General features: G+C 56.0%; 28 protein-coding genes. 6 read left to right on the top strand and 22 right to left on the bottom strand.

Annotation, left to right across the window (positions count from 1 at the left end; all coding sequences use genetic code 11):
- Positions 1-7 precede the first annotated feature (7 nt).
- Positions 8-280, bottom strand: a complete 273-nt coding sequence (locus SK54_RS09030; RefSeq protein ID WP_003861447.1) for a PTS sugar transporter subunit IIB — start codon at positions 278-280, stop codon at positions 8-10.
- 79 nt (positions 281-359) lie between these two features.
- Positions 360-803: a PTS sugar transporter subunit IIA gene (locus SK54_RS09025; protein WP_017383438.1), complete on the bottom strand. Its 444-nt coding sequence runs from the start codon at positions 801-803 to the stop codon at positions 360-362.
- A gap of 236 nt (positions 804-1,039) precedes the next feature.
- Here SK54_RS09025 and SK54_RS09020 point away from each other — a divergent pair, with 236 nt between their 5' ends.
- A complete protein-coding gene (locus SK54_RS09020) occupies positions 1,040-2,059 on the top strand; it encodes a LacI family DNA-binding transcriptional regulator (protein WP_017692998.1) in 1,020 nt (339 codons plus the stop codon).
- Between the two features lie 3 nt (positions 2,060-2,062).
- Here the strand turns inward: SK54_RS09020 and yfcD are convergent, their stop codons facing one another.
- From yfcD to yfcF, 3 genes are read right to left on the bottom strand one after another with little or no spacing between them, the layout of a single operon-like run.
- The gene (gene yfcD / locus SK54_RS09015; protein WP_006811396.1) at positions 2,063-2,629 is read right to left on the bottom strand and encodes an NUDIX hydrolase YfcD; all 567 of its coding nucleotides are present in this window, start codon (positions 2,627-2,629) and stop codon (positions 2,063-2,065) included.
- Positions 2,630-2,684: 55 nt separating this feature from the next.
- Positions 2,685-3,236: a phosphodiesterase gene (gene yfcE / locus SK54_RS09010; protein WP_017692997.1), complete on the bottom strand. Its 552-nt coding sequence runs from the start codon at positions 3,234-3,236 to the stop codon at positions 2,685-2,687.
- Positions 3,237-3,292: 56 nt separating this feature from the next.
- The gene (yfcF, locus tag SK54_RS09005) at positions 3,293-3,937 is read right to left on the bottom strand and encodes a glutathione transferase (RefSeq protein WP_017692996.1); all 645 of its coding nucleotides are present in this window, start codon (positions 3,935-3,937) and stop codon (positions 3,293-3,295) included.
- Positions 3,938-4,077: 140 nt separating this feature from the next.
- Here yfcF and yfcG point away from each other — a divergent pair, with 140 nt between their 5' ends.
- The 4 genes from yfcG to SK54_RS08985 all read left to right on the top strand — a co-directional run bounded on the left by yfcG (position 4,078) and on the right by SK54_RS08985 (position 6,603).
- A complete protein-coding gene (yfcG, locus tag SK54_RS09000; RefSeq protein ID WP_003861434.1) occupies positions 4,078-4,707 on the top strand; it encodes a GSH-dependent disulfide bond oxidoreductase in 630 nt (209 codons plus the stop codon).
- Positions 4,708-4,782: 75 nt separating this feature from the next.
- Positions 4,783-5,151 (top strand): dihydroneopterin triphosphate 2'-epimerase, encoded by a 369-nt coding sequence (gene folX, locus SK54_RS08995; protein ID WP_003861432.1) that lies wholly within the window; start codon positions 4,783-4,785, stop codon positions 5,149-5,151.
- A 13-nt stretch (positions 5,152-5,164) separates the two neighbouring features.
- A complete protein-coding gene (locus SK54_RS08990; RefSeq protein WP_048247055.1) occupies positions 5,165-6,058 on the top strand; it encodes a TIGR01777 family oxidoreductase in 894 nt (297 codons plus the stop codon).
- Positions 6,059-6,102: 44 nt separating this feature from the next.
- Positions 6,103-6,603, top strand: coding sequence for a GNAT family N-acetyltransferase (locus SK54_RS08985; protein ID WP_045341051.1), 501 nt, complete (start codon positions 6,103-6,105; stop codon positions 6,601-6,603).
- Positions 6,604-6,743: 140 nt separating this feature from the next.
- Here the strand turns inward: SK54_RS08985 and hisP are convergent, their stop codons facing one another.
- The 15 genes from hisP to pdxB all read right to left on the bottom strand — a co-directional run bounded on the left by hisP (position 6,744) and on the right by pdxB (position 20,814).
- Positions 6,744-7,517: a histidine ABC transporter ATP-binding protein HisP gene (gene hisP / locus SK54_RS08980; RefSeq protein ID WP_048247053.1), complete on the bottom strand. Its 774-nt coding sequence runs from the start codon at positions 7,515-7,517 to the stop codon at positions 6,744-6,746.
- A gap of 9 nt (positions 7,518-7,526) precedes the next feature.
- Entirely contained in the window at positions 7,527-8,240 is a 714-nt protein-coding gene (locus SK54_RS08975) for an ABC transporter permease (protein WP_003861424.1), read from the bottom strand.
- On the bottom strand, positions 8,237-8,923 hold the full coding sequence (locus SK54_RS08970; protein WP_015572256.1) for a histidine ABC transporter permease HisQ: 687 nt from the start codon (positions 8,921-8,923) through the stop codon (positions 8,237-8,239). Before SK54_RS08970 ends, SK54_RS08975 begins: the two co-directional genes overlap by 4 nt.
- Positions 8,924-9,011: 88 nt before the next feature.
- On the bottom strand, positions 9,012-9,794 hold the full coding sequence (hisJ, locus tag SK54_RS08965) for a histidine ABC transporter substrate-binding protein HisJ (protein ID WP_003861421.1): 783 nt from the start codon (positions 9,792-9,794) through the stop codon (positions 9,012-9,014).
- A 226-nt stretch (positions 9,795-10,020) separates the two neighbouring features.
- Entirely contained in the window at positions 10,021-10,803 is a 783-nt protein-coding gene (argT, locus tag SK54_RS08960; protein ID WP_015572255.1) for a lysine/arginine/ornithine ABC transporter substrate-binding protein ArgT, read from the bottom strand.
- 290 nt (positions 10,804-11,093) lie between these two features.
- Entirely contained in the window at positions 11,094-11,663 is a 570-nt protein-coding gene (locus SK54_RS08955; RefSeq protein ID WP_015572254.1) for a UbiX family flavin prenyltransferase, read from the bottom strand.
- Between the two features lie 89 nt (positions 11,664-11,752).
- Positions 11,753-13,270, bottom strand: coding sequence for an amidophosphoribosyltransferase (purF, locus tag SK54_RS08950; RefSeq protein ID WP_006811407.1), 1,518 nt, complete (start codon positions 13,268-13,270; stop codon positions 11,753-11,755).
- Positions 13,271-13,303: 33 nt separating this feature from the next.
- Positions 13,304-13,792 (bottom strand): colicin V production protein, encoded by a 489-nt coding sequence (gene cvpA, locus SK54_RS08945; RefSeq protein WP_000262116.1) that lies wholly within the window; start codon positions 13,790-13,792, stop codon positions 13,304-13,306.
- Positions 13,793-14,013: 221 nt separating this feature from the next.
- Entirely contained in the window at positions 14,014-14,709 is a 696-nt protein-coding gene (gene dedD, locus SK54_RS08940) for a cell division protein DedD (RefSeq protein ID WP_017383444.1), read from the bottom strand.
- The gene (gene folC / locus SK54_RS08935) at positions 14,699-15,967 is read right to left on the bottom strand and encodes a bifunctional tetrahydrofolate synthase/dihydrofolate synthase (RefSeq protein WP_023295092.1); all 1,269 of its coding nucleotides are present in this window, start codon (positions 15,965-15,967) and stop codon (positions 14,699-14,701) included. Before folC ends, dedD begins: the two co-directional genes overlap by 11 nt.
- A 70-nt stretch (positions 15,968-16,037) precedes the next feature.
- Positions 16,038-16,943 carry an acetyl-CoA carboxylase, carboxyltransferase subunit beta gene (gene accD, locus SK54_RS08930; protein ID WP_014884667.1) on the bottom strand — a complete coding sequence of 302 codons (906 nt, stop codon included), beginning with the start codon at positions 16,941-16,943 and terminating at the stop codon, positions 16,038-16,040.
- Positions 16,944-17,097: 154 nt separating this feature from the next.
- Positions 17,098-17,757, bottom strand: a complete 660-nt coding sequence (locus SK54_RS08925) for a DedA family protein (RefSeq protein WP_003861406.1) — start codon at positions 17,755-17,757, stop codon at positions 17,098-17,100.
- Between the two features lie 28 nt (positions 17,758-17,785).
- Positions 17,786-18,598, bottom strand: a complete 813-nt coding sequence (gene truA / locus SK54_RS08920; protein WP_048247051.1) for a tRNA pseudouridine(38-40) synthase TruA — start codon at positions 18,596-18,598, stop codon at positions 17,786-17,788.
- Positions 18,598-19,611: an aspartate-semialdehyde dehydrogenase gene (locus SK54_RS08915; protein ID WP_015572252.1), complete on the bottom strand. Its 1,014-nt coding sequence runs from the start codon at positions 19,609-19,611 to the stop codon at positions 18,598-18,600. The genes truA and SK54_RS08915 overlap by 1 nt, the downstream gene beginning before the upstream one ends.
- Before the next feature lie 66 nt (positions 19,612-19,677).
- Positions 19,678-20,814, bottom strand: a complete 1,137-nt coding sequence (pdxB, locus tag SK54_RS08910; RefSeq protein WP_017692991.1) for a 4-phosphoerythronate dehydrogenase PdxB — start codon at positions 20,812-20,814, stop codon at positions 19,678-19,680.
- A 111-nt stretch (positions 20,815-20,925) separates the two neighbouring features.
- Between pdxB and flk the strand changes: the two genes are divergently transcribed.
- Positions 20,926-21,930: a flagella biosynthesis regulator Flk gene (gene flk / locus SK54_RS08905; protein WP_045333685.1), complete on the top strand. Its 1,005-nt coding sequence runs from the start codon at positions 20,926-20,928 to the stop codon at positions 21,928-21,930.
- A gap of 85 nt (positions 21,931-22,015) precedes the next feature.
- On the opposite strand, the gene SK54_RS08900 is transcribed toward flk, so the two are convergent.
- Positions 22,016-23,194: an MFS transporter gene (locus SK54_RS08900; RefSeq protein ID WP_039270236.1), complete on the bottom strand. Its 1,179-nt coding sequence runs from the start codon at positions 23,192-23,194 to the stop codon at positions 22,016-22,018.
- A gap of 67 nt (positions 23,195-23,261) precedes the next feature.
- On the bottom strand, positions 23,262-24,479 hold the full coding sequence (gene fabB / locus SK54_RS08895) for a beta-ketoacyl-ACP synthase I (protein ID WP_017383449.1): 1,218 nt from the start codon (positions 24,477-24,479) through the stop codon (positions 23,262-23,264).
- Between the last annotated feature and the right edge of the window lie 53 nt (positions 24,480-24,532).

The raw sequence follows: 24,532 nt of genomic DNA, 5'->3' as shown, positions 1-24,532 counted from the left end.
ATCAGGATTATTGTCTTTCGAACCAGGCGCGCAGCTGCGCTTCGAGTTCGTTGATATCGATGATATTGTTGATTACCACCAGCTGGCTTTCCGGCACGCTGGCGCTGGCGGCAATGTCTTTCGCCATTACAAACAGGTCCGCCGCGCCCGGCGTGGCCGAGGAGAGATCGGAGTGTTCAACCTCGGCCTCAATTTCCAGTTTTTTGAGCACCTTTTTAATATTCATTTCGACCATAAAACTGCTGCCCAGGCCGGAGCCGCAAATAGCCATGATTTTCATTGTTATCCCCTTTTTTGAGTAGAGTACGTCCCATCACGCTGACGCGTAATGTTGAGATGAATCGGATTAAATAATTAAATCAGAAGCGATCGATAACGGTTTTTATCTCCTCCAGCGTATTCGCCCGATGTAATTCAGCCATATCTTCGTCGCTGGAAAATAATTCCGCTAAGGCTGAGATCATTTCGATATGGCTATGCTTGTCCGGCGCCGCCAGCATCACAATCACATCGACGGGGTCAAACTCACCGGCACCAAAAGAGACGCCCTGTTTTAGTTTTAATAATGACAGGCCAAGTCCTTTCGCCCCTTCTTCCGGTCGCGCATGTGGCATTGCCAGCCCTGGAGCCAGCACATAGTAGGGACCTAACGTCTGGTGCTGCTCGATGATAGCCGTGACATATTCCGGCGCAATGACCTGCAAATCCAGCAGCGGTTTCGCGCACAGTTCCAGCGCCTGGGGCCAGCTTTCAACGCTATCCTGTAGGATGATGGTTGTATCATATATCCACTTTTTGAGCATTTTTCACTCCCGCTAAAGACCAGACATGGGCAAACTCTATTCAACCCATCAATCAATGACTGCGATCGCGATCACAAAGATAGCGCTACCAACGACTAACATGCAGAACTGTGATAGCGCTATCAAATTGCTATCATGGTGCGAAATCACAGCAAAAAAAGGGATTTAAGGCGTATACTGCCTGTCACGTAAAATGAAGGATGAAACTGAATCGCGTCCTGTCAGCAGGAAGATGTATGTCTTTAACCCGAAAACGGCGCAGTACCGGAAAAGTAACGCTCGCGGATGTCGCACAGCTTGCCGGCGTAGGCACGATGACTGTTTCCCGTGCCCTCCGCACGCCCGAACAGGTTTCCGATAAACTGCGTGAAAAAATTGAAGCCGCGGTGCAGGAGCTGGGTTATATGCCCAATCTTGCCGCCAGCGCACTGGCATCGGCGTCGTCATGGACGATCGCGATGGTAGTTCCCAATCTTTCCGAAGCTGGCTGTTCCGAGATGTTCGCCGGGCTACAGCAGGTGCTCCAGCCAGCCGGATATCAGATCATGCTGGCGGAATCTCAGCATCGTCTTGAACAGGAAGAGAAACTGCTCGAAACGCTGCTGGCCTCGAATATCGCCGCGGCGATACTGCTCAGCGTCGAGCACTCCGATACCGTACGCCACTGGCTGAAAAACGCCTCTATCCCGGTGATGGAAATGGGTGCAATGCGTGCCGATCCGATTGATATGAATATCGGGATTGATAACGTCGCCGCCATGTATGAACTTACCGAGATGGTGATTCAGCGTGGCTACCAGAATATCGGCCTGCTGTGCGCTAACCAGGAGCAGTGGATTTTTCAGCAGCATTTGCAGGGCTGGTACAAGGCGATGCTGCGCCACCACCTGTCGCCGAACAGAGTGATTAATGCCGCCATGCCGCCGAACTTCTCCACCGGCGCGGCACAACTGCCAGAGTTCCTGCTGGCGTGGCCGGAACTGGATGCGCTGGTGTGCGTATCAGATGAACTGGCCTGCGGCGCGCTGTATGAGTGCCAGCGTCGACGCATCAAAGTGCCGGACGATTTAGCGGTCGTGGGCTTTGGTGACAGCGACGTCAGCCGCGTCTGTCAGCCGCCGCTGACAACGATGGCAGTACCGCATCGCAAGATTGGGATTGAAGCCGGGAAAGCGTTACTGGAACGTCTGAATGACGGAGACTGGCGCGATCATAAACCCATCGCGTCCAGCCTGTGTATGCGGGAAAGCTGTTAAGGCTTACTCAGCCTCTTCCTCTTTTTCCGCCTTATTTTCCGGTTTAGCGGATTCGTTTTTGGCGTTGCGGGTCATCCACAGCGCCAGTGCTTTAAGGGAATCTGGCGTGAACTCGTCGCAACGCGCGGTGATCTCTTCCGGCGTCATCCAGCACACTTCGCTCACTTCCTCTTCCTGCAATGCGAAAGGTCCGTGGGAAACGCAGCTAAACAGCCCGCCCCAGACGCGACAATGTTCATCTTCGAAATAAAATTGCCCGTGCTCGGCAAACGGCACGCCAGCGATACCTAACTCTTCTTCCGCTTCACGACGCGCGGAATCCAGCAATACTTCATCGGCCTGCACAACGCCACCTGCTGTGGCATCCAGCATACCAGGAAGAAAATCTTTGGTGTCGGTGCGACGCTGGACCAGAATCTTGCCCATGCCATCATGAACAACGATGTACGTCGCGCGGTGACGCAGACGCTCCGCACGCATTTGTTCGCGGCTGGCCTGCGCGATCACTTCATTCTCTTCGCTGACAATGTCAACCCACTCAGTACTTGCCAAATGATTCTGCTCCACCATCGGGAAACCTTCTCGTCTAAGCGCTCTTTCGGCGCGTTTGCAGTTGTGGTGTAACTTACGGATTAATCGCTATCTGCGCAATAACTTGCTGATCATTAAGTGCGATAACGCTTAATGTCCCGTCTTCATACATGCCGTAGCTTGCCGGATTGCCGCCTTTAGGAATGCTGACAGACCCGGGATTAAAGTGATAAAACGCCCCGCGTTTTTCCGCCACCGGAATATGAGTATGACCATAAACCAGGACATCGCCAGCGGCGAGTGACGGCAGGTTATCCGGGCCGAACAGGTGCCCGTGGGTCAGGAACAAACGGCTGTTTTCCATCAACACCTGTTGCCAGGGAGCGGTGATGGGAAAATGCAGCAGCATCTGGTCAACTTCGCTGTCACAGTTGCCGCGAACGGCGATAATGCGCGAGGCAAAATGATTAAGTTTTTCCGCCACCTGCGCGGGAGCGTAGCCTTCCGGCAACGCATTGCGTGGGCCGTGGTTTAACACGTCGCCCAGGATCACCAGCCATTGCGCTCCGCTTTGGGCGAACAGAGAAAGCACGCGTTCGGTCGCGGGCAGCGATCCATGAATATCCGACGCAAACATCAGTTTCATCAGTTACTCCTCAGGAATTCAGACTGCCCCTATCATACCTCAAGCGCCCCGTCTTATCAGCCCGCGCGCTTAGCAGAGAGTGCCAGATAGCGCTGTACCGACGCGCGTTGCCACTGGAATGTGGCGTAATCCACCAGCAGCTGTGGGACGTCATCGCCATTGAGGATCAAGCGATTGAGCATCAGCGCCAGATCGGTGTCGGCAATACACCACTCGCCAAACAGGTTGGGGTTACCCTGCGCCAGCAGCGATGAGGCAGTTTCGATCAGCTTCCGGGCGCTGGATAAGCCTTCCTCGCTGAGGGCGGGCTTTTTGACGCCAGCGAACACCACGTCCGTAGAGCGTTCTGTGCGAATCGGCACCAGGTCGCTACGCAGCCATGCCTGGATCTGGCGAGCGCGGGCGCGCTTTTGCAGATCGTGAGGATAGATGCGTTCCCACTCTGGCGGGGCAAAGCGGTCCTCAAGATACTCGTCAATCGCCGAGGATTCACTCAACTCAAAACCGTCGATCTCCAGCACAGGGACTCGGCGAGTGAGCGCGTAGCCCTGCCACTGGGGCTTCAGATGTTCGCCGCTGTCCAGGTCGACGGTTTTCAGACTAAAAGTAAGCCCCTTTTCTGCCAGCGCCACATAAACGCTCATGACATAAGGAGAAAAAAAGTTCGCATCGGACCACAACGTTATTACAGGCTGGCTCATAACATCCTCATCGGCTGATCGGTTTTCACTCAACATATAATCTCTTTGCCTCGCTGTCACTTGATGAAAACTCACGATTTACAACAAGCACCTATACTGATTTTTTATGGCAACACTATTCGCACTGACAGGAGTTGAGAATGATAGATCTCTATTATGCCCCCACCCCTAATGGCCATAAGATCACCCTCTTTCTCGAAGAAGCCGAAGTGGACTACCGGATCATTCGCGTGGATATCAGTAAAGGCGACCAGTTCCGCCCCGTTTTTCTGGCCATATCGCCCAACAATAAAATTCCGGCCATCATTGATAACCTGCCTTCTGACGGCGGCAAACCGTTAAGCCTGTTTGAGTCTGGAGAGATTTTGCTCTATCTGGCAGAGAAAACCGGCAAGCTCCTGAGCGGTGAGTTGCGCGAGCGTCATCACACGCTGCAATGGTTATTCTGGCAGTCGAGCGGCCTGGGGCCAATGCTGGGGCAGAATCACCACTTTACCGCCTATGCGCCGCAGACGATCCCTTACGCCATTGAGCGATATCAGGTCGAAACCCAGCGCCTGTACGGGGTCCTGAACCGTCGGCTGGAAAAATCACCGTGGCTGGGAGGTGAGCATTACAGCATTGCAGATATCGCCTGCTGGCCGTGGATTAACACCCATGAACGCCACCGGATCGATCTGGCCACTTATCCGGCAGTGAACAACTGGTTTGAGCGCATCCGGACGCGCCCGGCCACCGAACGCGCCATGCAAAAAATCCATCAGATTTGAGCCTGCGCCCCGTTGGGTGCAGGTGTTTTCCTCATGTATGATGAGGTGAAAATACTGACACGGAGAAGACCTGCAATGTCCCAGCATGACGCTATTATTCGTATAAAAAACTTACGCTTACGCACGTTCATTGGTATCAAAGAGGAGGAGATCGCGAATCGCCAGGATATCGTGGTGAATGTAGTGATCCACTACCCGGCAGACAAGGCGCGTGCCAGCGAGGACATCAATGACGCGCTGAACTATCGCACGATCACCAAAAGCATCATCCAGTACGTTGAGAACAACCGTTTTGCGCTACTGGAAAAATTAACTCAGGATGTGCTCGACATCGCACGCGAACACCACTGGGTCACTTATGCTGAAGTGGAGATCGATAAACTTCACGCCCTGCGCTACGCCGACTCCGTCTCCATGACGTTAAGCTGGCAGCGCCAGGCGTAAACCTGGAGGTTGTATGAAGATCCTGCTCACCGGCGGTACGGGCCTGATTGGTCGCCATCTCATTCCACGTTTGCAGGCGTTGCATCACGACATTACCGTGGTCACGCGCAGCCCGGAGAAAGCGCGCCAGGTGCTGGGCGCCGGCGTTGAGATCTGGAAAGGCCTGGCGGAAAGGCAGGATCTGAACGGCTTTGACGCCGTCATCAACCTTGCTGGCGAACCTATCGCCGATAAACGCTGGAGCGAAGAGCAAAAACAGCGTTTATGCAGCAGCCGCTGGAACATGACCGAAAGGCTGGTTGAGCTGATTCGCAACAGCGAGACGCCGCCTTCGGTGCTGATTTCAGGCTCTGCTACAGGCTACTATGGCGATCTCGGTGAAGTGGTGGTGACAGAAGAGGAGCCGCCGCACAACGAGTTTACCCATAAACTCTGCGCCCAGTGGGAGCGCATCGCCTGCGCGGCGCAAAGCGATCGTACCCGCGTCTGCCTGCTGCGCACCGGCGTGGTACTTGCGCCGAAGGGCGGTATTCTCGGTAAAATGCTGCCGCCGTTTAAAATGGGGCTTGGCGGGCCCATCGGCAACGGTCGTCAGTATCTGGCGTGGATCCATATCGACGATATGGTCAACGGCATTCTCTGGCTGCTGGATAACGATCTGCGCGGGCCATTTAACATGGTATCCCCTTACCCCGTACGTAATGAACAATTTGCTCACGCCCTGGGGCATGCCCTGCATCGCCCGGCGGTGCTGCGTGTGCCTGCAACGGCGATTCGTCTGTTGATGGGTGAGTCTTCGGTGCTGGTGCTGGGCGGGCAACGCGCGCTGCCAAAACGGCTGGAAGCGGCCGGGTTCACGTTCCGCTGGTATGACCTGGAAGAGGCGCTGGGGGATGTGGTGCAGTGAATATGTTAGAGTTATACGCCATGTCTGGATGAGATGGCGTAACTATGGCAACCATTACCACAACCCGGCTTCACCTCACCCCTTTCGAACCTTCTGACTGGGCGTTCTTCCGCTCTCTGCGTGAAGACCCCGCCATCATGCGCTATATGGCCGCTATCACGCCGGAAAAAGAGACGCGCCGCGTATTTGCCGCGCGCCTGATGGCGGAGCATGTCTTTGTGGTCCGTCTGCATAACGACGTTACGCCGCTCGGGGATATCGGCCTGCAAATCAGTGCGGCGAACCGTGAAGAGGCGGATATTGGCTACACGGTTGTGACTGCCGCGCAGGGAAAAGGCATTGCCAGCGAGGCGCTGCACGCGGTGTGCGAGTATGCATTTAACCAGACGGGCGTGAAGGCGATAAACGCGTACGTGCTGGCAGATAACGTTGGGTCGGTGCGGGTCCTTGAGAAAGCGGGTTTTGTGCGCACGCAGGTGCTGGAGAAGGCGTACGAGATTAACGGCGTACGGTATGACGACTGGGTGTATCGGCTGGAGTGTTGAATGCCGGGCGGCACTGCGTTTGCCCGGCCTACGGGTTTTGTAGGCCCGGTAAGCGAAGCGCCACCGGGCAATTGGGCGGCTCTGCGGCCTGATGCCCTCACCCCGGCCCTCTCCCACAGGGAGAGGGAGAAAGGCCAAACCTACTTCAACGAGCCTTTCAGGAACTGCTGCAACCGCGTGCTTTGCGGGTTCGCCAGCACCTCATTCGGATGACCCTGCTCTTCAATTTTCCCCTGATGCAGGAAGATAACGTGGTTAGAAACGTTACGGGCGAAGCCCATCTCGTGCGTCACCACCACCATCGTTTTGCCCTCTTCCGCCAGCTTTTGCATGATGCGCAGCACTTCGCCAACGAGTTCAGGATCCAGCGCGGAAGTCGGTTCGTCAAACAGCAACACTTCCGGCTCCATCGCCAGCGCACGGGCGATGGAAACACGCTGCTGCTGCCCCCCTGACAGGTGCACCGGATATTTGATCTGCTGCCGCTCGTCGATACCCACTTTCGCCAGGTATTTGACCGCACGCTCGCGGGCTTCCTGCTTGCTTAAGCCGAGCACCTGAACCGGCGCTTCCATCACGTTCTCCAGCACCGTCATGTGGCTCCAGAGGTTGAAGTGCTGGAACACCATCGTCAGGCGTGTACGCAGCAGGCGCAGCTGGTTTTTATCCGCCACTTTAAGCTGGCCGTCTTTATCACGGACCATGTTGATGTTCTGTCCGCTCACCACAATCGATCCTTCGCTCGGCTTTTCGAGGAAGTTGATGCAGCGCAGGAAGGTACTTTTACCCGAACCTGATGAGCCGATAATACTGATCACGTCGCCCGCGTTAGCCTCCAGCGACACCCCTTTCAGCACTTCATGTTCGCCGTAGCGCTTGTGCAAATCAATTACGTTTAATTTGTTCTCAGCCATCATAAATTCTCAGTGCGTCGACGGTTTTATATGCTGCAACCAGCGTTTTTCAGCCTTACGGAACAGACTGATCAGGACGTAAGAAATGATCAAATAGAGCACTGCCGCAATGCCAAACGCCGTAAACGGCTGGTAGGTGGCAGAGTTAATATCGCGGGCAATCTTTAACAGATCAGGTACCGTGGCGGTAAACGCCAGTGCCGTCGAATGCAGCATTAAAATCACTTCGTTGCTGTAGGCCGGCAGCGCAATACGCAGCGCCGAAGGCAGAATAATACAGCGGTAGAGCTTCACGGACGAGAAGCCGTACGCGCGCGCCGCCTCGATCTCACCGTGCGGCACAGAACGGATGGCCCCGGCGAAGATCTCGGTGGTATATGCGCAGGTATTGAGGGTCAGCGCCAGCACCGTACAGTTCAGACCGCTGCGGAAGAACGCGTTCAGCATCTCGGTGCCTTTCACGATCTCCAGCGTGTACATCCCGGAATAGAACACCAGCAGCTGCACGTACAGCGGAGTACCGCGAAACACGTAGGTGAACAGCCAGATAGGGAACTGGATAAATTTATTGTTCGACACGCGGCCAATGGCAAGAAACACCGCCAGAATGCCGCCCATTACCACCGAGGAGATCAGCAGCCACAGCGTGATCGCCACGCCAGTAAAGCGGTAGCCATCCGTCCACAGCAGGGATTTCCAGTACTCCTGAATAATCTCAATCACAGGTCAGCCCTCTTCACACCCACGGAGTAGCGACGTTCGAGCAGAAGCAGCACACCATTGGAGACGGTCGTAAAGACCAGATAAATTACGCCGCAGACCACCGCAAAATAGAACGGTTCCCAGGTGCTTTTACCCGCCAGCTGCGTGGCCTTCACCACATCTTCCAGACCCAGCAGGGAGACCAGCGCCGTTGCCTTGAGAATAACCTGCCAGTTGTTACCGATGCCCGGCAGCGCGTAGCGCATCATGGCCGGGAACATGATCCGGCGAAACGTTTGTGAGGAGGTAAAACCGTAGGCGGTTGCCGCTTCAATATGCCCTTTCGGCACGGCCATGTAAGCGCCGCGGAAAGTCTCAGTGAAATAGGCACCGTAGATAAAACCAAGGGTAATAATACCGGCCACCATCGGGTCGATATCGATCTGCTCCATGCCGATGGCATCCGTCACGCCGTTAAGTGCGATTTGCAGGCCGTAAAAGATCAGCAGCATCAGCACCAGGTCAGGCACGCCGCGAATCAGCGTGGTATAGCCTTCAAATATCAGCGCCAGCGGTCTGTTGGCGGATAATTTTGCCCCCGCGCCCGCCAGGCCTATCAGCACCGCCAGCACCACGGAGCTGATAGCCAGCTCAAGGGTGACAAGCGCGCCCTGTAAAATAACGCCAGAAAATCCGTACAGCATACCGCGTGCCCTGTCGTCTCGTGAGTGGTGGAACCGTGTCTTTTCCCCTCCCGCAACGGGAGGGGCCGCACGTTATCAGACGGGGCGATTAGCCGCCGTAAACGTTAAAATCGAAGTACTTTTTCGCCAGCTTGTCATAGGTGCCGTCCGCACGCATCTCGGCGAACGCTTTGTTCAGGGCTTCACGCAGTTCGTTGTCTTCTTTACGCAGGCCCATACCGGTACCGACGCCAAAGAGTTTTTCGTCCTTAATGGACGGACCGCCGAACTTGTAATCTTTACCCACAGGCTGTTTCAGGAAGCCTTCGCTTGCCGCCACTTCATCCTGGAATGCCGCGTCAATGCGGCCTGCCGTGAGGTCTGCGTAGATGTTTTCCTGGCCCTGGTAAGAGACAATTTCAATCCCCTTTGGCGCCCAGTGCTCGTTGCCGTAGGTTTCCTGCGTCGTACCCTGCAACACGCCCACGCGTTTGCCTTTCAGAGATTCAAGGGTTGGCTGAATGTCAGAGGATTTGGCCACCACCAGACGGGAATCTGCCGCGTAGAGTTTGTCCGTAAAGGCAATCTCCTGCTGACGTTTCTCTGTGATGGACAGGGAGGACATGATCACGTCAATTTTCTTCGCTTTCAGGGACGGGATCAGCGCATCCAGCGGGTTTTCAACGTAGGTACATTGCGCTTTAATGCGTTTGCACAGCTCGTTAGCCAGATCGATGTCAAAACCGACCAGTTCCCCCTTCGCATTCTTCGATTCGAAAGGTGCATAGGTTGGGTCAGTTCCAATACGAATTTTCTGCGGAATTGCTGCGAATGCCGCGGTGGCGCTGGAAAAAGCCAGTACCAGAGAAAGTGACAACACCAGTTTTTTCATATCTGTCCTCAACAAACTGTCTTAATACGAGATTTTTACGACGACGGGGTGTTGTTAATGTGCCATTAATCCCCTCATTCAGGCAAAGATTAATGCCTTTGAACGGGAATTTTTGCATTTTAAATGCTTAACTATGCACACAGCGATCCAGTATGGTGCATGTGTTGCACCACACTGGAACATAACCCCGTTAAGATGCACCACTTCAGTGCATCTTATTCAGGCATTAATCACCGTAGACGTTGAAATCGAAGTATTTCTTCGCCAGTTTGTCGTAGGTACCGTCTTTACGCAGCTCATTAAACGCTTTGTCGAAGGCGGCTTTCAGCTCGGTATCATCCTTACGCAGGCCAATACCGGTACCGTCGCCAAAGTATTTTTTGTCTTTTACCGACGGGCCGGCAAAGGCGTACTCTTTACCCGCAGGCTGTTTCAGGAAGCCTTCGCTCGCGGCGACTTCATCCTGAAACGCGGCATCCAGACGGCCTGCCGCCAGGTCAGAGTAGATTAGATCCTGGTTCTGGTAAGCCACAACATCGACGCCCTTCTCGCGCCAGTTAGCATTGGCGTAACCTTCCTGGGTCGAGCCCTGAAGCACGCCAACATGTTTGCCTTTCAGCGAGTCGATGGTCGGCTGGATTGGCGAGCCTTTCGCGGCAATCAGACGTGAGTCGGCAGCGTAGAGCTTCTCAGAGAAGGCGATCTCCTGCTGACGTTTTTCCGTGATGGAGAGAGAAGAGATAATGGCATCAATTTTCTTGGCTTTCAGCGACGGGATCAGCGCGTCAAAGTCACTGCCCACCCATGTGCATTTCACTTCCATGCGTTTGCACATCTCATTTCCCAGATCGATATCAAACCCCACGAAGTCGCCTTTCGCATCCTTGGAGGAGAATGGCGCGTAGGTTGCGTCTGTACCGATACGAACTGTCTGTGGAAGCGCTGCATAGCTACTTGCTGCTGCACTCAAGCCCACGAGCAAAGACAGAGCCAGAACCGTCTTCTTCATACATTTACCCTCAAGAACCGTGATTTTATTATGGTTTATGTTGTGTGTTGTGTTGCAGGCTGTTCTTGCAGGTCTTATGCCACATTGTCGTCGGGTTAAAACTACGACGTTAAATATGTTAATAAAACGTTGCGATACGGCCTTAATGGTGAAAGATAGCAGGTCTGCCGAACGAACCGGAAAGAGAAAAAGGGAAAAAGCGAATTAAATGTCGAGGATATGATCGCGGTTGCAGTTTTGCCCTGAAACAGGGCAAATTGTCTTTTCATGCACCTTGTTTGTGCACAGCTTCACGCCCCCTGCCAGCGGGTAAAGAGATCTTCCGGCAGGTCGATATCGAACTGATCCAGTACGCGGTTAACGGTCTGGTTGATGACATCGTCCAGCGTTTGCGGACGATGATAGAACGCGGGGACCGGCGGCATAATCACGGCCCCCAGTTCGGCTGCCTGCGTCATTAAACGCAGATGTCCCAGGTGCAGCGGCGTTTCCCGCACGCAAAGCACCAGAGGACGACGCTCTTTCAGCACCACATCCGCTGCACGCGTCACCAGCGTGTCGGTATAGCTGTTTACAATGCCGGAAAGGGTTTTAATCGAACAGGGCAAAATAACCATGCCGGCCGTTTTAAACGAGCCCGAAGAGATGCTGGCGGCGATATCGCGGGCATCGTGGACAACGTCAGCCAGGGCCTGAACGTCGCGCAGGGAGAGATCGGTTTCAAGAGAGAGGGTCTGACGCGCCGCCTGGCTCATCACCAGATGGGTTTCTACGCCTGCAACGTCACGCAGCACCTGTAAAAGCCGGACGCCATAAATCGCGCCGCTGGCACCGCTGATCCCTACAATGAGTCGTTTCATGATTTTCGCCCTTGCTGATTTCAGGGCAGACTGTGCAGGATTTTACGGGGAGTTGCAAGTGAGGGCGAGCGCCCTCACCTGCATACGCATCAACCTTCGTTGTGCATCTCTAAGCTTTCGAGATCGTTTTGCAGCTGGACGGCTTTCGCATCGTCGTTACGCAGCGAATCCAGATAGTCGAGATACTGCTGGTCAACGTCTTTCGTTACGTAGATCCCATTGAATACCGAGCATTCGAACTGCTGAATATCCGGGTTCTCGGCGCGCACCGCGTCGATCAGATCGTTCAGATCCTGGAAAATCAGGCCGTCGGCACCGATGATCTGCCGAATTTCGTCTACTTCACGACCGTGAGCAATCAGCTCGTTAGCGGTTGGCATATCAATGCCATACACGTTCGGGAAGCGAATTTCCGGCGCTGCGGAGGCGAGATACACTTTCTTCGCCCCGGCCTCACGCGCCATCTCGATGATCTGCTCAGACGTCGTGCCGCGCACAATGGAGTCGTCCACCAGCAGCACGTTCTTGTCGCGGAACTCGGCACGGTTAGCGTTCAGCTTACGACGTACGGACTTACGACGCAGCTGCTGGCCCGGCATGATAAAGGTGCGGCCCACGTAGCGGTTTTTTACGAAGCCCTGACGGTACGGCTTGTCCAGAATACGGGCAATTTCCAGCGCGATATCACAGGAGGTTTCAGGGATTGGGATCACGACATCAATGTCGAGATCGTCCCACTCGCGGGCAATCTTCTCGCCCAGCTTCGTCCCCATGTTGACGCGCGCGCTGTAAACGGAAATCTTGTCGATGAACGAGTCCGGACGCGCGAAGTAAACGTATTCGAACAGGCACGGGTTGCTCACCGGGTTGTCGGCGCACTGACGGGTAAACAGCTGGCCCTTCTCAGTGATGTAGACCGCTTCGCCTGGCGCGACATCACGCAGGAATTCGAAGCCCAGAGTGTCCAGCGCCACGCTTTCGGAGGCAACCATGTACTCGGAACGGCCATCGCCGAGGTCACGTTTGCCGAGCACCAGCGGGCGAATGCCATTTGGATCGCGGAAGGCCACCATGCCGTGACCGATGATCATCGCCACGCAAGCGTACGCGCCACGGATCAGGCGGTTAGTCGCGGCAACGGCGGCAAAAATGTTGTCTGCTTCCAGCGGATAATGGCGGAAGTTATCCAGTTCGCTGGCAAAGATATTGAGCAGGATTTCAGAATCAGAGGTGGTGTTAATGTGGCGACGTTTCTCTTCGAACAGCTTTTTACGCAGCTCGTGGGCATTGGTCAGATTGCCATTGTGGGCAAGCGTGATGCCATACGGGGAGTTAACGTAAAAAGGCTGAGCCTCAGAGGCGCTGGAACTGCCAGCAGTAGGATAACGAACGTGACCGATCCCCATATTACCTTGCAGACGCTGCATATGGCGGGCTTCAAACACATCGTTTACCAGGCCATTCGCCTTGCGTAAACGGAAGCAGTTGTTTGCATCAATGGTGATGATACCCGCAGCATCCTGCCCACGGTGCTGAAGCACCGTTAACGCGTCATAAATCGACTGGTTTACCGGCATGAAACCGGCGATACCGACAATACCGCACATTCGTCTTTTCCTCGTTAAGCCACATCTCAGGGTTTATGCCCTGGGCAAGAAACTCGACGAGCTTTGCAGATAGTCAAAGAACCATCTGATAATGAAGCTGAACTCCGGAATGAGCTGCGATTTTTGCCAGTCTTCACTTTTGGAGAACCCGGTAAAGGTATCCAGGAAGAACAGGATCGCGGCCACAATGAGCACGCCTCGCAACGCGCCGAAACAGATGCCGAGTACCCTGTCCGTTCCTGACAGACCGGTTTTCTCGACCAGCTGACCTATCACGTAATTGACGATAGCGCCGACAATCAGCGTCGCGATAAACAGCACCGCGATGGCGATTCCGTTTCGGACCAGTTCATCTTCAAAGCCCGTGAACCAGACAGACAGGTAAGTGTAGTAATGACTGGCAACAAAGAAAGCACAACCCCAGGTTACCAGCGATAACGCTTCACGAACAAAGCCACGGATCAGGCTAACCAGACAGGAAAAACCAATCACCGCAATGATGGCGTAATCAATCCAGACCATATGTGTCCCACGATTAAACGCCCTGTCATCCAGTTCGGGGCGAATTCTAACAGAAAAAGAAAACGTTTGCGTAGGGATTTCCTTCCCACGCGTAAATAAAAAAGGCGCTGAAAAAATGCTCAACGCCACCGCACCGTTGACGTTTCTGTGAACGTCTGCCTCCCCCTCACCCCGGCCCTCTCCCCTTTGGGGAGAGGGTTAGGGTGAGGGGGTAATTTCTATCAGTTTGCGCTGTAGTTCATCACCACACCGCTCAGGCCGGAGATTTGCTTCAGCTCGCCAAGCGAACCTTTGAGCTTATCTTTAGACGCATCCGGCCCCACGAGGATACGGGTAATTTTACCCTGTACCGGCGTGGTGGGTGAAGTATAAACACGGTATCCCGCGCCGCGCAGTTTACTCACGATCTCATTGACCTTATCTGCATTTTTCAACGCACCGAGCTGAACGACATAGGCTTTACCCGTAGGGGCGGCCTCCTGCTGGGTCTGTTTGGCCGGTGGCGGCGTTTCCGTTGCCGCAGCCAGCTGCTCGTCGGCTTTGTCACGCTGCGGTTTAGGCTGCGTTTTCTCTACCGGCTTCGGTTTTTCAACCGGTTTGGGTTGCTCTACCGGTACAGGATCGATTTCAACGTTGTTATTCGCGGCCAGACGCGACGGATCAAGAGACGGCGCGGCTGCATCACCTGCGCGCACCTCTTCCGCTGCGCCTTCTGGCGGCTGGGCAGGCAGCGCCTGCGTTGCCGCTGGCAGCATATCGGGCTCGTCGCGATCGCCCGGTTTGGGTACCAGCGGAATGGCCGCAAATTCATCCTGGTAATGCTTTTTTTGCCCGTCGAGCAGTCCCGGGAGAATAATCACCCCGAGCGCGACCAGCACAATGGTTCCTGTTAAACGGTTCTGAAACTTACTCGCCACCGGTTCTCCCCGCGTCCATCACTTCCATGACATGTGCCACCGTGTGGAATGACCCACACACCAGCACGGTATCTTCTGGTTTAGCCTCCGCCATCGCGGCACGCCAGGCCGAAACCACACTGCTGTAGATTTCGCCTTTGCCGAGATGTTCCATCAACTGCTCAGCAGTCGCGCCGCGCGGCCCTTCCAGAGGAGCACAATACCAGCTATCGACCACACTCTCCATGCAGGCCAGCGTGCCGCCGATATCTTTATCATGAAGCATACCGATAACCGCCAGCACGCGCCCGGTTTTTGGTAACGATTTGAGACGTCCTGCGAGGTACGCCGCCGCATGCGGGTTATGTGCAACATCCAGAATCAGACGCGGTGACTCACTCACAATCTGAAAACGTCCCGGTAACAGTGCGTTCTGAATGCCGTCGCGGATTGCCTGCTCGCTTACCGCTAATCCGCTGGCGCGCAGGGCTGCCAGCGCAGTCGCCGCGTTAGGCTGTGGCACCTGCGGCAGGGGCAGATTCTCCAGCACGCCCTGCGCATCGCTGAAGCGCCAGCCTTTGTCCTGCACCTCATACTGCCAGTCCACGCCGCGACGCAGCAGACGAGCGCCCTTCTCTTTCGCTACCTCAGCAATGGTATGCGGCATGTCCGGTTCGCCTACCACGGCAGGCTTATTGGCCCGGAAAATACCGGCCTTCTCACGGCCAATGCTCTCGCGGTCCGGGCCCAGCCAGTCGGTGTGATCCAGCGCGATGCTGGTGACGACGGCGACATCCGCATCCACCATATTGGTGGCATCCAGACGCCCGCCCAACCCCACTTCCAGGATCACCACATCCAGCTGCGCCTGCTTAAACAGCCACAGCGCCGACAGGGTGCCGTATTCGAAATAGGTTAATGAGGTTTCGCCGCGCGCAGCTTCGATAGCGGCAAACGACGCCGTATGGGCGGATTCCGCCAGCTCGGTGTTTTGCACGCGCACGCGCTCGGTATAGCGCACCAGATGCGGCGAGCTGTAAACGCCAACCTTGTACCCCGCCGCCATCAGGACAGATTCCAGCGTGCGGCAGGTGGTGCCTTTACCGTTAGTGCCGGCCACGGTAAATACGAAAGGCGCGGGTTTCAACACGTCAAGACGCGCGGCAACCTGGCTTACGCGCTCAAGGCCCATGTCGATAGTTTTACTGTGCAGGTTTTCCAGATAAGAAAGCCACGCGGCCAGGGGCGACGTGGCTTGAGGAATGCTTTTATTTTCCATGATGCCCGGTTGTCATTAACGGTTTAGAAAGCAAAAGGGCAGCGCCATTCGGCCCTGCCCTTTTCAGTTATCAGGCCTCGGGTTCCTGATCCGGTACCACCACGCCTTCGCGCGGCTCGTCCGGGTTCGGCGCCGGCAGATTCATCAGCTTCGCCAGGACGCTTGCCAGTTTCAGGCGCATTTCCGGACGGCGGACGATCATGTCGATGGCGCCCTTCTCAATGAGGAACTCACTGCGCTGGAAGCCCGGCGGCAGTTTCTCACGTACGGTCTGCTCGATAACGCGAGGACCCGCAAAGCCGATCAGCGCTTTTGGCTCAGCGATGTTCAGGTCGCCCAGCATCGCGAAGCTTGCAGAAACGCCGCCCATGGTTGGATCGGTCAGTACCGAGATGTACGGCAGACCGCGCTCCTGCATTTTCGCCAGCGCCGCAGAGGTTTTCGCCATCTGCATCAGGGACATCAGCGCTTCCTGCATACGTGCGCCACCGGAGGCGGAGAAGCAGATCAGCGGGCAGTTGTCTTCCAGCGCCTGCTCAACGGCACGCACGAAGCGCGCGCCAACCACAGAGCCCATTGAGCCGCCCATAAAGGAGAACTCAAACGCGGCAGCAACCACCGGCATCTCGTGCAGGGTGCCTTTCATGACGATCAGCGCGTCTTTCTCGCCGGTCTCTTTCTGTGCAGAGGCCAGACGATCTTTGTATTTTTTGGAGTCGCGGAACTTAAGCACATCTTTTGGCTCCAGTTCGCTGCCCAGTTCTACCAGAGAACCTTCGTCCAGCAGGCTATGCAGGCGGTTGCGCGCCGACATACGCATATGGTGGTCACACTTCGGACACACCTCAAGATTGCGTTCCAGCTCTGCGCGATACAGAACCTGGCCGCAGCTATCACACTTCGTCCATACCCCTTCAGGAATGCTCGCTTTACGCGTTGGGGTAATGTTGCTTTTAATTCGTTCAATCCAGCTCATTGATAACCTTTCTGCCTGAACCTGGTCGTATGCCAGTTTTGCTGTAAGAGGCGAATAATGCCATTTTTGCCTCCAACAGACCATGAATGTTGCACATTAAAACATAACAGCCCGAAACTTTGGATAAAAAAGTGGTCGAACCGCCAGCGTGCATTTACTTCGCTTGCTTTGCCGCCGCGCGTTTGTGACGGATAATTTCGATGACGCCAGGCAGTACGGAAAGCACAATAATCGCTACAATCAGTAACTTAAGGTTTTCCTGAACCACCGGCAGATCGCCAAACAGGTAGCCTGCATAGGTGAACAGCAGCACCCACAGCAGCGCGCCCACCACGTTATACATGGCAAAATGACGATAGGACATGTGACCCATTCCCGCCACAAACGGTGCAAATGTACGCACAATAGGCACAAAACGGGCAAGGATAATGGTCTTACCGCCATGGCGCTCATAGAACGCATGGGTCTTATCTAAATAACTGCGGCGGAAAATCTTCGAGTCCGGATTACTGAACAACCGCTCGCCAAACACCCGCCCGATGGTGTAATTGACCGCATCACCAACAATCGCGGCGATGATCATCAGGACCACCATCAGATGGACATTCAGGTCATTTGTTGGCAGTGCGGATAACGCGCCCGCCACGAACAGCAGTGAATCTCCCGGCAGGAACGGCGTAACCACAAGGCCGGTTTCACAGAACAGAATGAGGAACAGAATGGCGTACACCCAGACGCCGTACTGCGCGACCAGCTCCGCCAGGTGAACATCAATATGCAGGATGAAATCAATCAGAAAACGTATTACGTCCATATTGTCTAAGCCCTAATTGCACCTTTGTTTAGTCCGCTAAAAACAGCGGGCCCATTGGCGGTTTTGGCAGGTCGAACCGGTCCGGATAATCCACCGAAACCAGATACAGCCCTTCCGCTTTCGCCGTTGCTGCCGCAAGCGTTCTGTCCTTCGCTGCCAGCAGTTCTGCAATCCAGCTCTCCGGCTGGTGTCCGGCGCCCACTTCCATCAGGCTGCCTACAATATTCCGCACCATATGATGTACAAAGGCATTGGCTTTGATATCCACCACCACATACGCGCCATAACGACTGACGTTAATGTGCATGACGTTACGCCACGGCGTACGGGACTGACACTGCACCGCACGAAACGACGTAAAATCATTCTCTCCAATCAGATACTGCGCCGCACGCTGCATACGTTCTGCATCCAGCGGTTCATAAAAATGCGTCACGCCCTGGCTTAACACCGCCGGGCGCAGGCGCTGGTTATAGATGACATAACGGTAGCGCCGCGCCGTCGCGCTGAAACGCGCGTGAAAATCATCCGGCACAGCTTTCACCCAACGTACGGCAATGTCACCAGGCAAATTCGCATTTACACCCAGCGTCCAGGCCGCGTCTTTGCGCACGGCGGTGGTGTCAAAATGCACCACCTGCCCCGTGCCGTGAACGCCGGCATCGGTGCGGCCCGCACAGAAGACGCTTATCGGTTCGTTCGCCACCTGAGAGAGCGCTTTCTCCAGCTTCTCCTGGACGCTGCGCACCTCATTCTGCCGCTGCCAGCCATAGTATTTACTGCCATCGTATTCAATGCCGAGGGCAATTCTGTGGACCGGCTTTTGTTCCACATCTGACATCAGTACAGATACTCCTGCACCAGTTTTTCCGCGATTTTGACCGCCATCAGCGCGCCGCCAAAACGCACGTTGTCGGCAACGGACCAGAACTGCACCTGCTCCGGCATACCGTAATCGTTACGCACGCAGCCCACAGAGAGATGCGCGCTGCCGGTGGCGTCGCCCACCTGCGTCGGGAATTCGCTCTCTTCGGACAGGACAATGTCCTCACCGCGGCCAAACGCGTCGCGGGCTTCTTCAGCCGCCAGCGGACGCAGGGCTTCAAACCCGACCATCTGCGCGTGGCCGTAAAAGACCGGAGACTGCACGACATTCGCGGAGATCATCAGCCCGTCATCCTGCAAAATTTTGCGTGCTTCATCGACGATACGACGCTCTTCCCGCACCGAACCTTCACGATCCGGCAGCAGCGGCAGCATGTTGAACGCCAGCTGGCGGCCAAAGAAATCATCTTCGTCGATCGGGATACCGTTCAGCAGCTTCGCGCTCTGCCCTGCCAGTGCGTCTACGGCTTTTTTACCGTTAGCGGAGGCTGAAAGCAGGCTGGTCACGGAAATACGCGACAGGCCACCGTCGTCGATCAGCGGCTTCAGCGCGGTCAGCAGCTGGCTGGTGAGGCTGTTCGGTACTGCAATGATGTTGCGGTTGCGGTAGTCAGCCAGCACAAACGGGTTGACGTCCGGCACCACCAGCGGCACATCCGGCTCCAGGGAGAACAGGCCGCTCAGGTCGATCACCAGACAGCCTGAATTTGTCGCTTCTTCAATGTAAGACGCCGTGGCTTCCGCACCTGCGGCAAAAAACGCCAGCTGAGCCTGCGTCCAGTCAAACGCGGCGGCATCCTGCACCATCACGGATTTGCCGCCGAAACGCAGATGTTCTCCTGCGCTGTCGGTACGCGCCAGTGCGTAAATCTCACCCACCGGGAACTGACGCTCAGCAAGGGTTTCAAGCAGGGCTTCGCCCACGGCGCCAGTGGCACCCAAAATGGCAATGTTCCAGCCTTCAGACATGGTGGTTTACTCCAGAAATAAAAAGCGTCCCTGCCGGAGCATCCGACAGGGAGCATTAAGAAGACATTAACGTGCCGGGTGGTGAACGGCGTTAAATCCCAGTTTATGCAGCAGCCCCGCCGCTGACGCGTCATCGCACATGACATACAGGGAAGACCACTCGCGGCGCTCAAGGTAATTTTTGCGCAGCTTGTCAAACTCACCCGGAATACCCGCCACTTTACGCAGCAGCGCGTCATCGCGGCGCACATCATACACCAAATGCACCAGTCTTTTCAGCGTTGCCTCATCCAGCGGGCCATGAAGGGTAATGCGGCCGAATTCCGGGGCGGGCAGCAGCGTATCCAGCGCCACCTGCTGCGGATGGCCGATAAAGGCGCTGTAAGCCTCAAACACCTGGGTTGTGCCACGCGCTTTGCCTTCAAGGGTATAACCCGCAATATGCGCGGTACCCACGTCCACCTTATTCAGCAAGGCGACGTTGAGATCCGGCTCGGGTTCCCAGACGTCCAGCACGACGCTAAGCTCTTGTCCTTCGTCGAGACATGCCAGCAGCGCCGCGTTATCCACCACCGGTCCCCGGCAGGCATTTATCAGAATAGTGCCAGCCTTCAGACGGCGGATCAGCTTTTCGTCGGCCAGGTGCAGAGTCTTGTACGGCCCCTCTTTAAAGAGCGGCGTATGGAAGGTGATGACGTCGCACTCGTCGACCAGCTCATCCAGCGTGCGGAAGTCGCCTTCATCGCCGTTATCCTTACGCGGCGGATCGCACAGCAGGGTGCGGATACCCCAGGCTTCCAGACGCTTTTGCAGACGTCCGCCCACGTTGCCCACCCCCACAATCCCGACGGTGCGGTCTTTCAGCGCAAAACCATCGCGCTCGGCCAGCATCAATAGTGAGGAGAAAACATATTCCACGACGGCAATGGCGTTACAGCCTGGCGCCGCGGAAAAACCAATCCCCGCCTGCTTAAGCCACTGGTCATCCACATGATCGGTCCCGGCCGTTGCCGTCCCGACAAATTTAACCCCTTTGCCGGTGAGCAGTGCCTCATTTACTTTGGTCACCGAGCGCACCATCAGGGCGTCTGCATCGTCCAGTTCGCTGACCGGAATCGGGCGACCAGGGACAGCCTTAACCTCACCCAGGCGGCTGAACAGCTCACGGGCGTAAGGCATATTTTCATCAACGAGGATTTTCACGTCTGAGTACCTGTTTGAGAGGAAGTAAACCTGCCAAGTGTGCCATAATCTCGCCGCCGGGCATATATCTCCGCCCGGTTACGCAGAGTTTGACTTTAAGGATTTTTGACGATGCAGCCCATTTCAGGTACGCCTCCGCGCCCTCCGGGTGAAGGCCCCGTAACGCCCAACACGCCAGGCGAACAACCGCTCTCCACGCAGCAACGCACCGTACTGGAGCGTCTGATCACGCGTCTTATTGCGTTAACCTCACAGCAAAACGCAGAGGTATGGGCCGGCGTTAAGCACGATTTGGGCGTCAGAAACGATGCGCCGCTACAGTCGCGCCATTTCCCTGCCGCCGAACAAAACCTTAACCAGCGTCTTACCAGCGCACAGCAGCAACATACTACCCGCCAGATTATCTCGCAGCTGACCGAGCTATTGGGCCAGGGGAATAATCGCCAGGCGGTGAGTGATTTTATCCGTCAACAGTACGGTCATACCGCCCTGAGCCAGCTTTCTCCGGAACAGCTGAAAACCGTGTTGACCCTGCTGCAAAGCAATCAGCTTTCTATCCCGCAGCCGCAACAGCGCCCGTCTACAGAGCGGCCATTGCAGCCTGCGGAGCATAATACGCTCAAGCAGATGGTCACTAAGCTGGCTGCCGCTACCGGCGAACCCACAAAGCTTATCTGGCAATCCATGCTGGAACTTTCCGGTATGAAAGCGGGCGAGATGATCCCGGCAAAACAGTTTACCCATCTGGTCACCTGGCTCCAGGCGCGTCAGACGCTCAGCACCCAGAGCGCCCCGACCCTGCACAGCGTACAGGCGGCGCTGAAACAACCGCTGGAACCGCACGAGTTCGATATGATTCGGGATTACGCTCAGCAGAGCTGGCAGGCTACGCCGCAAACGGTGCTGACCACCGCGCAGGTGCAGGATGTGCTCAATCAGATCTTCATTCGCCGCGCCGAGCGGGAAGGCGGCGTGCCGGAGGTAAGAAACATTCAGCCGATCTACAGCCCGCTGTTTGCCCCCGTAGTTGATACGTTCAAAACGCTTTCTGCCCGTCCGGGATTGATGTTTATCGCGTTGGTGATTGCGCTGGCGATTTTCTGGCTGGTTGCTTAAAACTGCCGGGTGGCGGCTACGCCTTACCCGGCCTACGGTTCGCGCGGTTGTAGGCCCGGTAAGCGAAGCGCCACCGGGCAAAAAACTACGACCTGCGAAACGCCACCAGCGTCACCACAATTCCCACCACCGCTGACACCGCACCGGCCAGGAAGACGGAAGGATAGCCAAACGACGTTGCAAGCAGCCCCGCGAGCGGCCCGGTGATGCCGTATGAGATATCCTGAAACGCCGCATAGCCGCCCAGCGCCGTGCCGCGCACCTGCGGAGCGACGCGCTTCACCACTTCAACGCCCAGCGCCGGGAAGATCAGCGAGCAGCCGCAGCCGGTTAACGCCGCACCCAGCAGCGCAACGGATGCAGAGGGCGCCTGCCAGAGCAGTACCAGACCCATGGTCTCAATGACAAGTGACGCCACGGCCACCTTCACGCCGCCAAAGCGATCCGGCATCCAGCCAAACAGCACGCGCATCAATACAAACGCGCCGCCAAAGGCCGTCAGCGTAAAGCCCGCCATCGCCCAGCCGCGGCTCATGAAATAGAGGGAGACAAAGGTACCAATAACCGCGAAGCCCACCCCCTGAAGCGCCAGCCCAAGCCCCGGCTGCCAGATTTGCCCCACCACGCTCCACAGCGAAGGACGCTCGCCTTTATGGGCGGGCACCTTACGTACCGAACCGTTAAACGCCCACGCCAGCAGCGGCAATACCATGGTGGTGCCTGCCAGCGCCGCAAAACCAAACTGGCTGTGGATCAGCAGCCCCAGTGGAGCGCCTGCCGCCAGCGCGCCGTAAATCGCCATTCCGTTCCAGGACATCACTTTTCCGGAACGCGCAGGCCCCACCAGCCCCATTCCCCAGGTCAGGGTGCCGGTCAGCAGCTGGCTTTCGCCAAAGCCGAGGATCAGGCGCCCTGCCACCAGCAGCGCGAATTTATACGCTGCATCTATCGGCAACAGCGCCGCCAGCAGCCAGGCTCCCCCCGCCAGCCCGCAGGCAAACATGCCCTGCAACGCCGAGCGTTTTGCGCCGTGCTGATCCGCCAGGCGACCGGCGTAGCCCCGGGTTAATACCGTCGCTAAAAACTGAATGCCCACCGCAATACCGACCATGGTGTTGCCATAGCCCAGCTCCTGGTGAACGAACAAGGGGATCACCGGCAGCGGCAGGCCAACTGTCATATAGGTCAGAAACACCGCAAAGGCGATGCGGAAAAGGGAAAGGTTCCCGGAAGGAGCGCTCTTCTCAGGGGTAACAGCCTTCATGCATAACTCCGTGTTCAGGCATAAAAAAGGGAGCCGCGCGGCTCCCTTCTACTATACCTTCAAACGCTTACGCTTTCAGCTTACGCATCACCAGCGTGGCGTTGGTGCCGCCGAAACCGAAGCTGTTGGACATAACGGTCGTCAGCTCACGTTCGGTGGTTTCGGTCACGATGTTCAGGCCAGCCGCCTGCTCGTCCATCTCTTCGATGTTGATGCTTGGCGCGATAAAGCCGTTTTCCAGCATCAGCAGAGAGTAGATCGCTTCCTGCACGCCCGCCGCTCCCAGAGAGTGACCGGTCATGGCTTTGGTTGCAGAGATAGCCGGGCTGTTGTCGCCGAACACTTCACGGATCGCACCCAGCTCTTTCACGTCGCCTACCGGAGTAGAAGTACCGTGGGAGTTCAGGTAGTCGATTGGGGTGTCAACGCCGTGCATCGCCATCTTCATGCAGCGCACCGCGCCTTCACCGGATGGAGCAACCATGTCAGCGCCGTCAGACGTTGCGCCGTAGCCCACGATCTCAGCATAGATGTGCGCGCCACGCGCCAGCGCGTGTTCCAGCTCTTCAACCACAACCATACCGCCGCCGCCAGCGATAACAAAACCGTCGCGGTGTGCGTCATAAGTACGGGACGCTTTGTCTGGCGTTTCGTTGTATTTGGTGGACAGTGCGCCCATTGCGTCAAACTCACAGGCCATTTCCCAGCCCAGCTCTTCGCCGCCGCCAGCAAATACGATGTCCTGTTTGCCCAGCTGGATCTGCTCAACCGCATTACCGATACAGTGTGCGGAGGTCGCACATGCGGAGCTGATGGAGTAGTTCACACCGTGGATTTTGAACGGCGTTGCCAGGCACGCGGAAACCGCTGACCCCATGGCTTTGGTCACAACGTATGGACCGACCGCTTTCAGGCCGCGCGGGCTGCGCATGGCGTCAGCACCGAACACCTGAGCTTTAGAGGAACCGCCGGAGCCTGCAATCAGGCCCACGCGTGGGTTGTTCTGGTAAGCGTCTTCGCTCAGACCAGAATCCTTGATCGCTTCCTGCATGGAAAGATAGGCGTAGATAGAGGCATCGTTCATGAAACGAACCACTTTACGGTCAATTAAACCGGTGGTGTCCAGTTTAACGTTACCCCATACGTGGCTACGCATTCCAGAATCTTTAAACTCTTCAGAGAAAGTGATCCCGGAGCGTCCTTCACGCAGAGATGCCAGGACTTCCTGCTGGTTATTACCGATGCTGGAAACGATGCCCAGGCCAGTAATCACTGCACGTTTCATTCAATACCTCTGTAAGTCGCACTATAAAAAGTTTCGAGTCGCACAATAGCGTA

Origin of the sequence: Enterobacter sp. MGH120 (assembly GCF_001037725.1) — a bacterium.
GTDB lineage: Bacteria > Pseudomonadota > Gammaproteobacteria > Enterobacterales > Enterobacteriaceae > Enterobacter > Enterobacter hormaechei_C.
The sequence above is the reverse complement of the archived record's forward strand: the minus strand, read 5'-3'. Positions and strand labels throughout refer to the sequence as shown.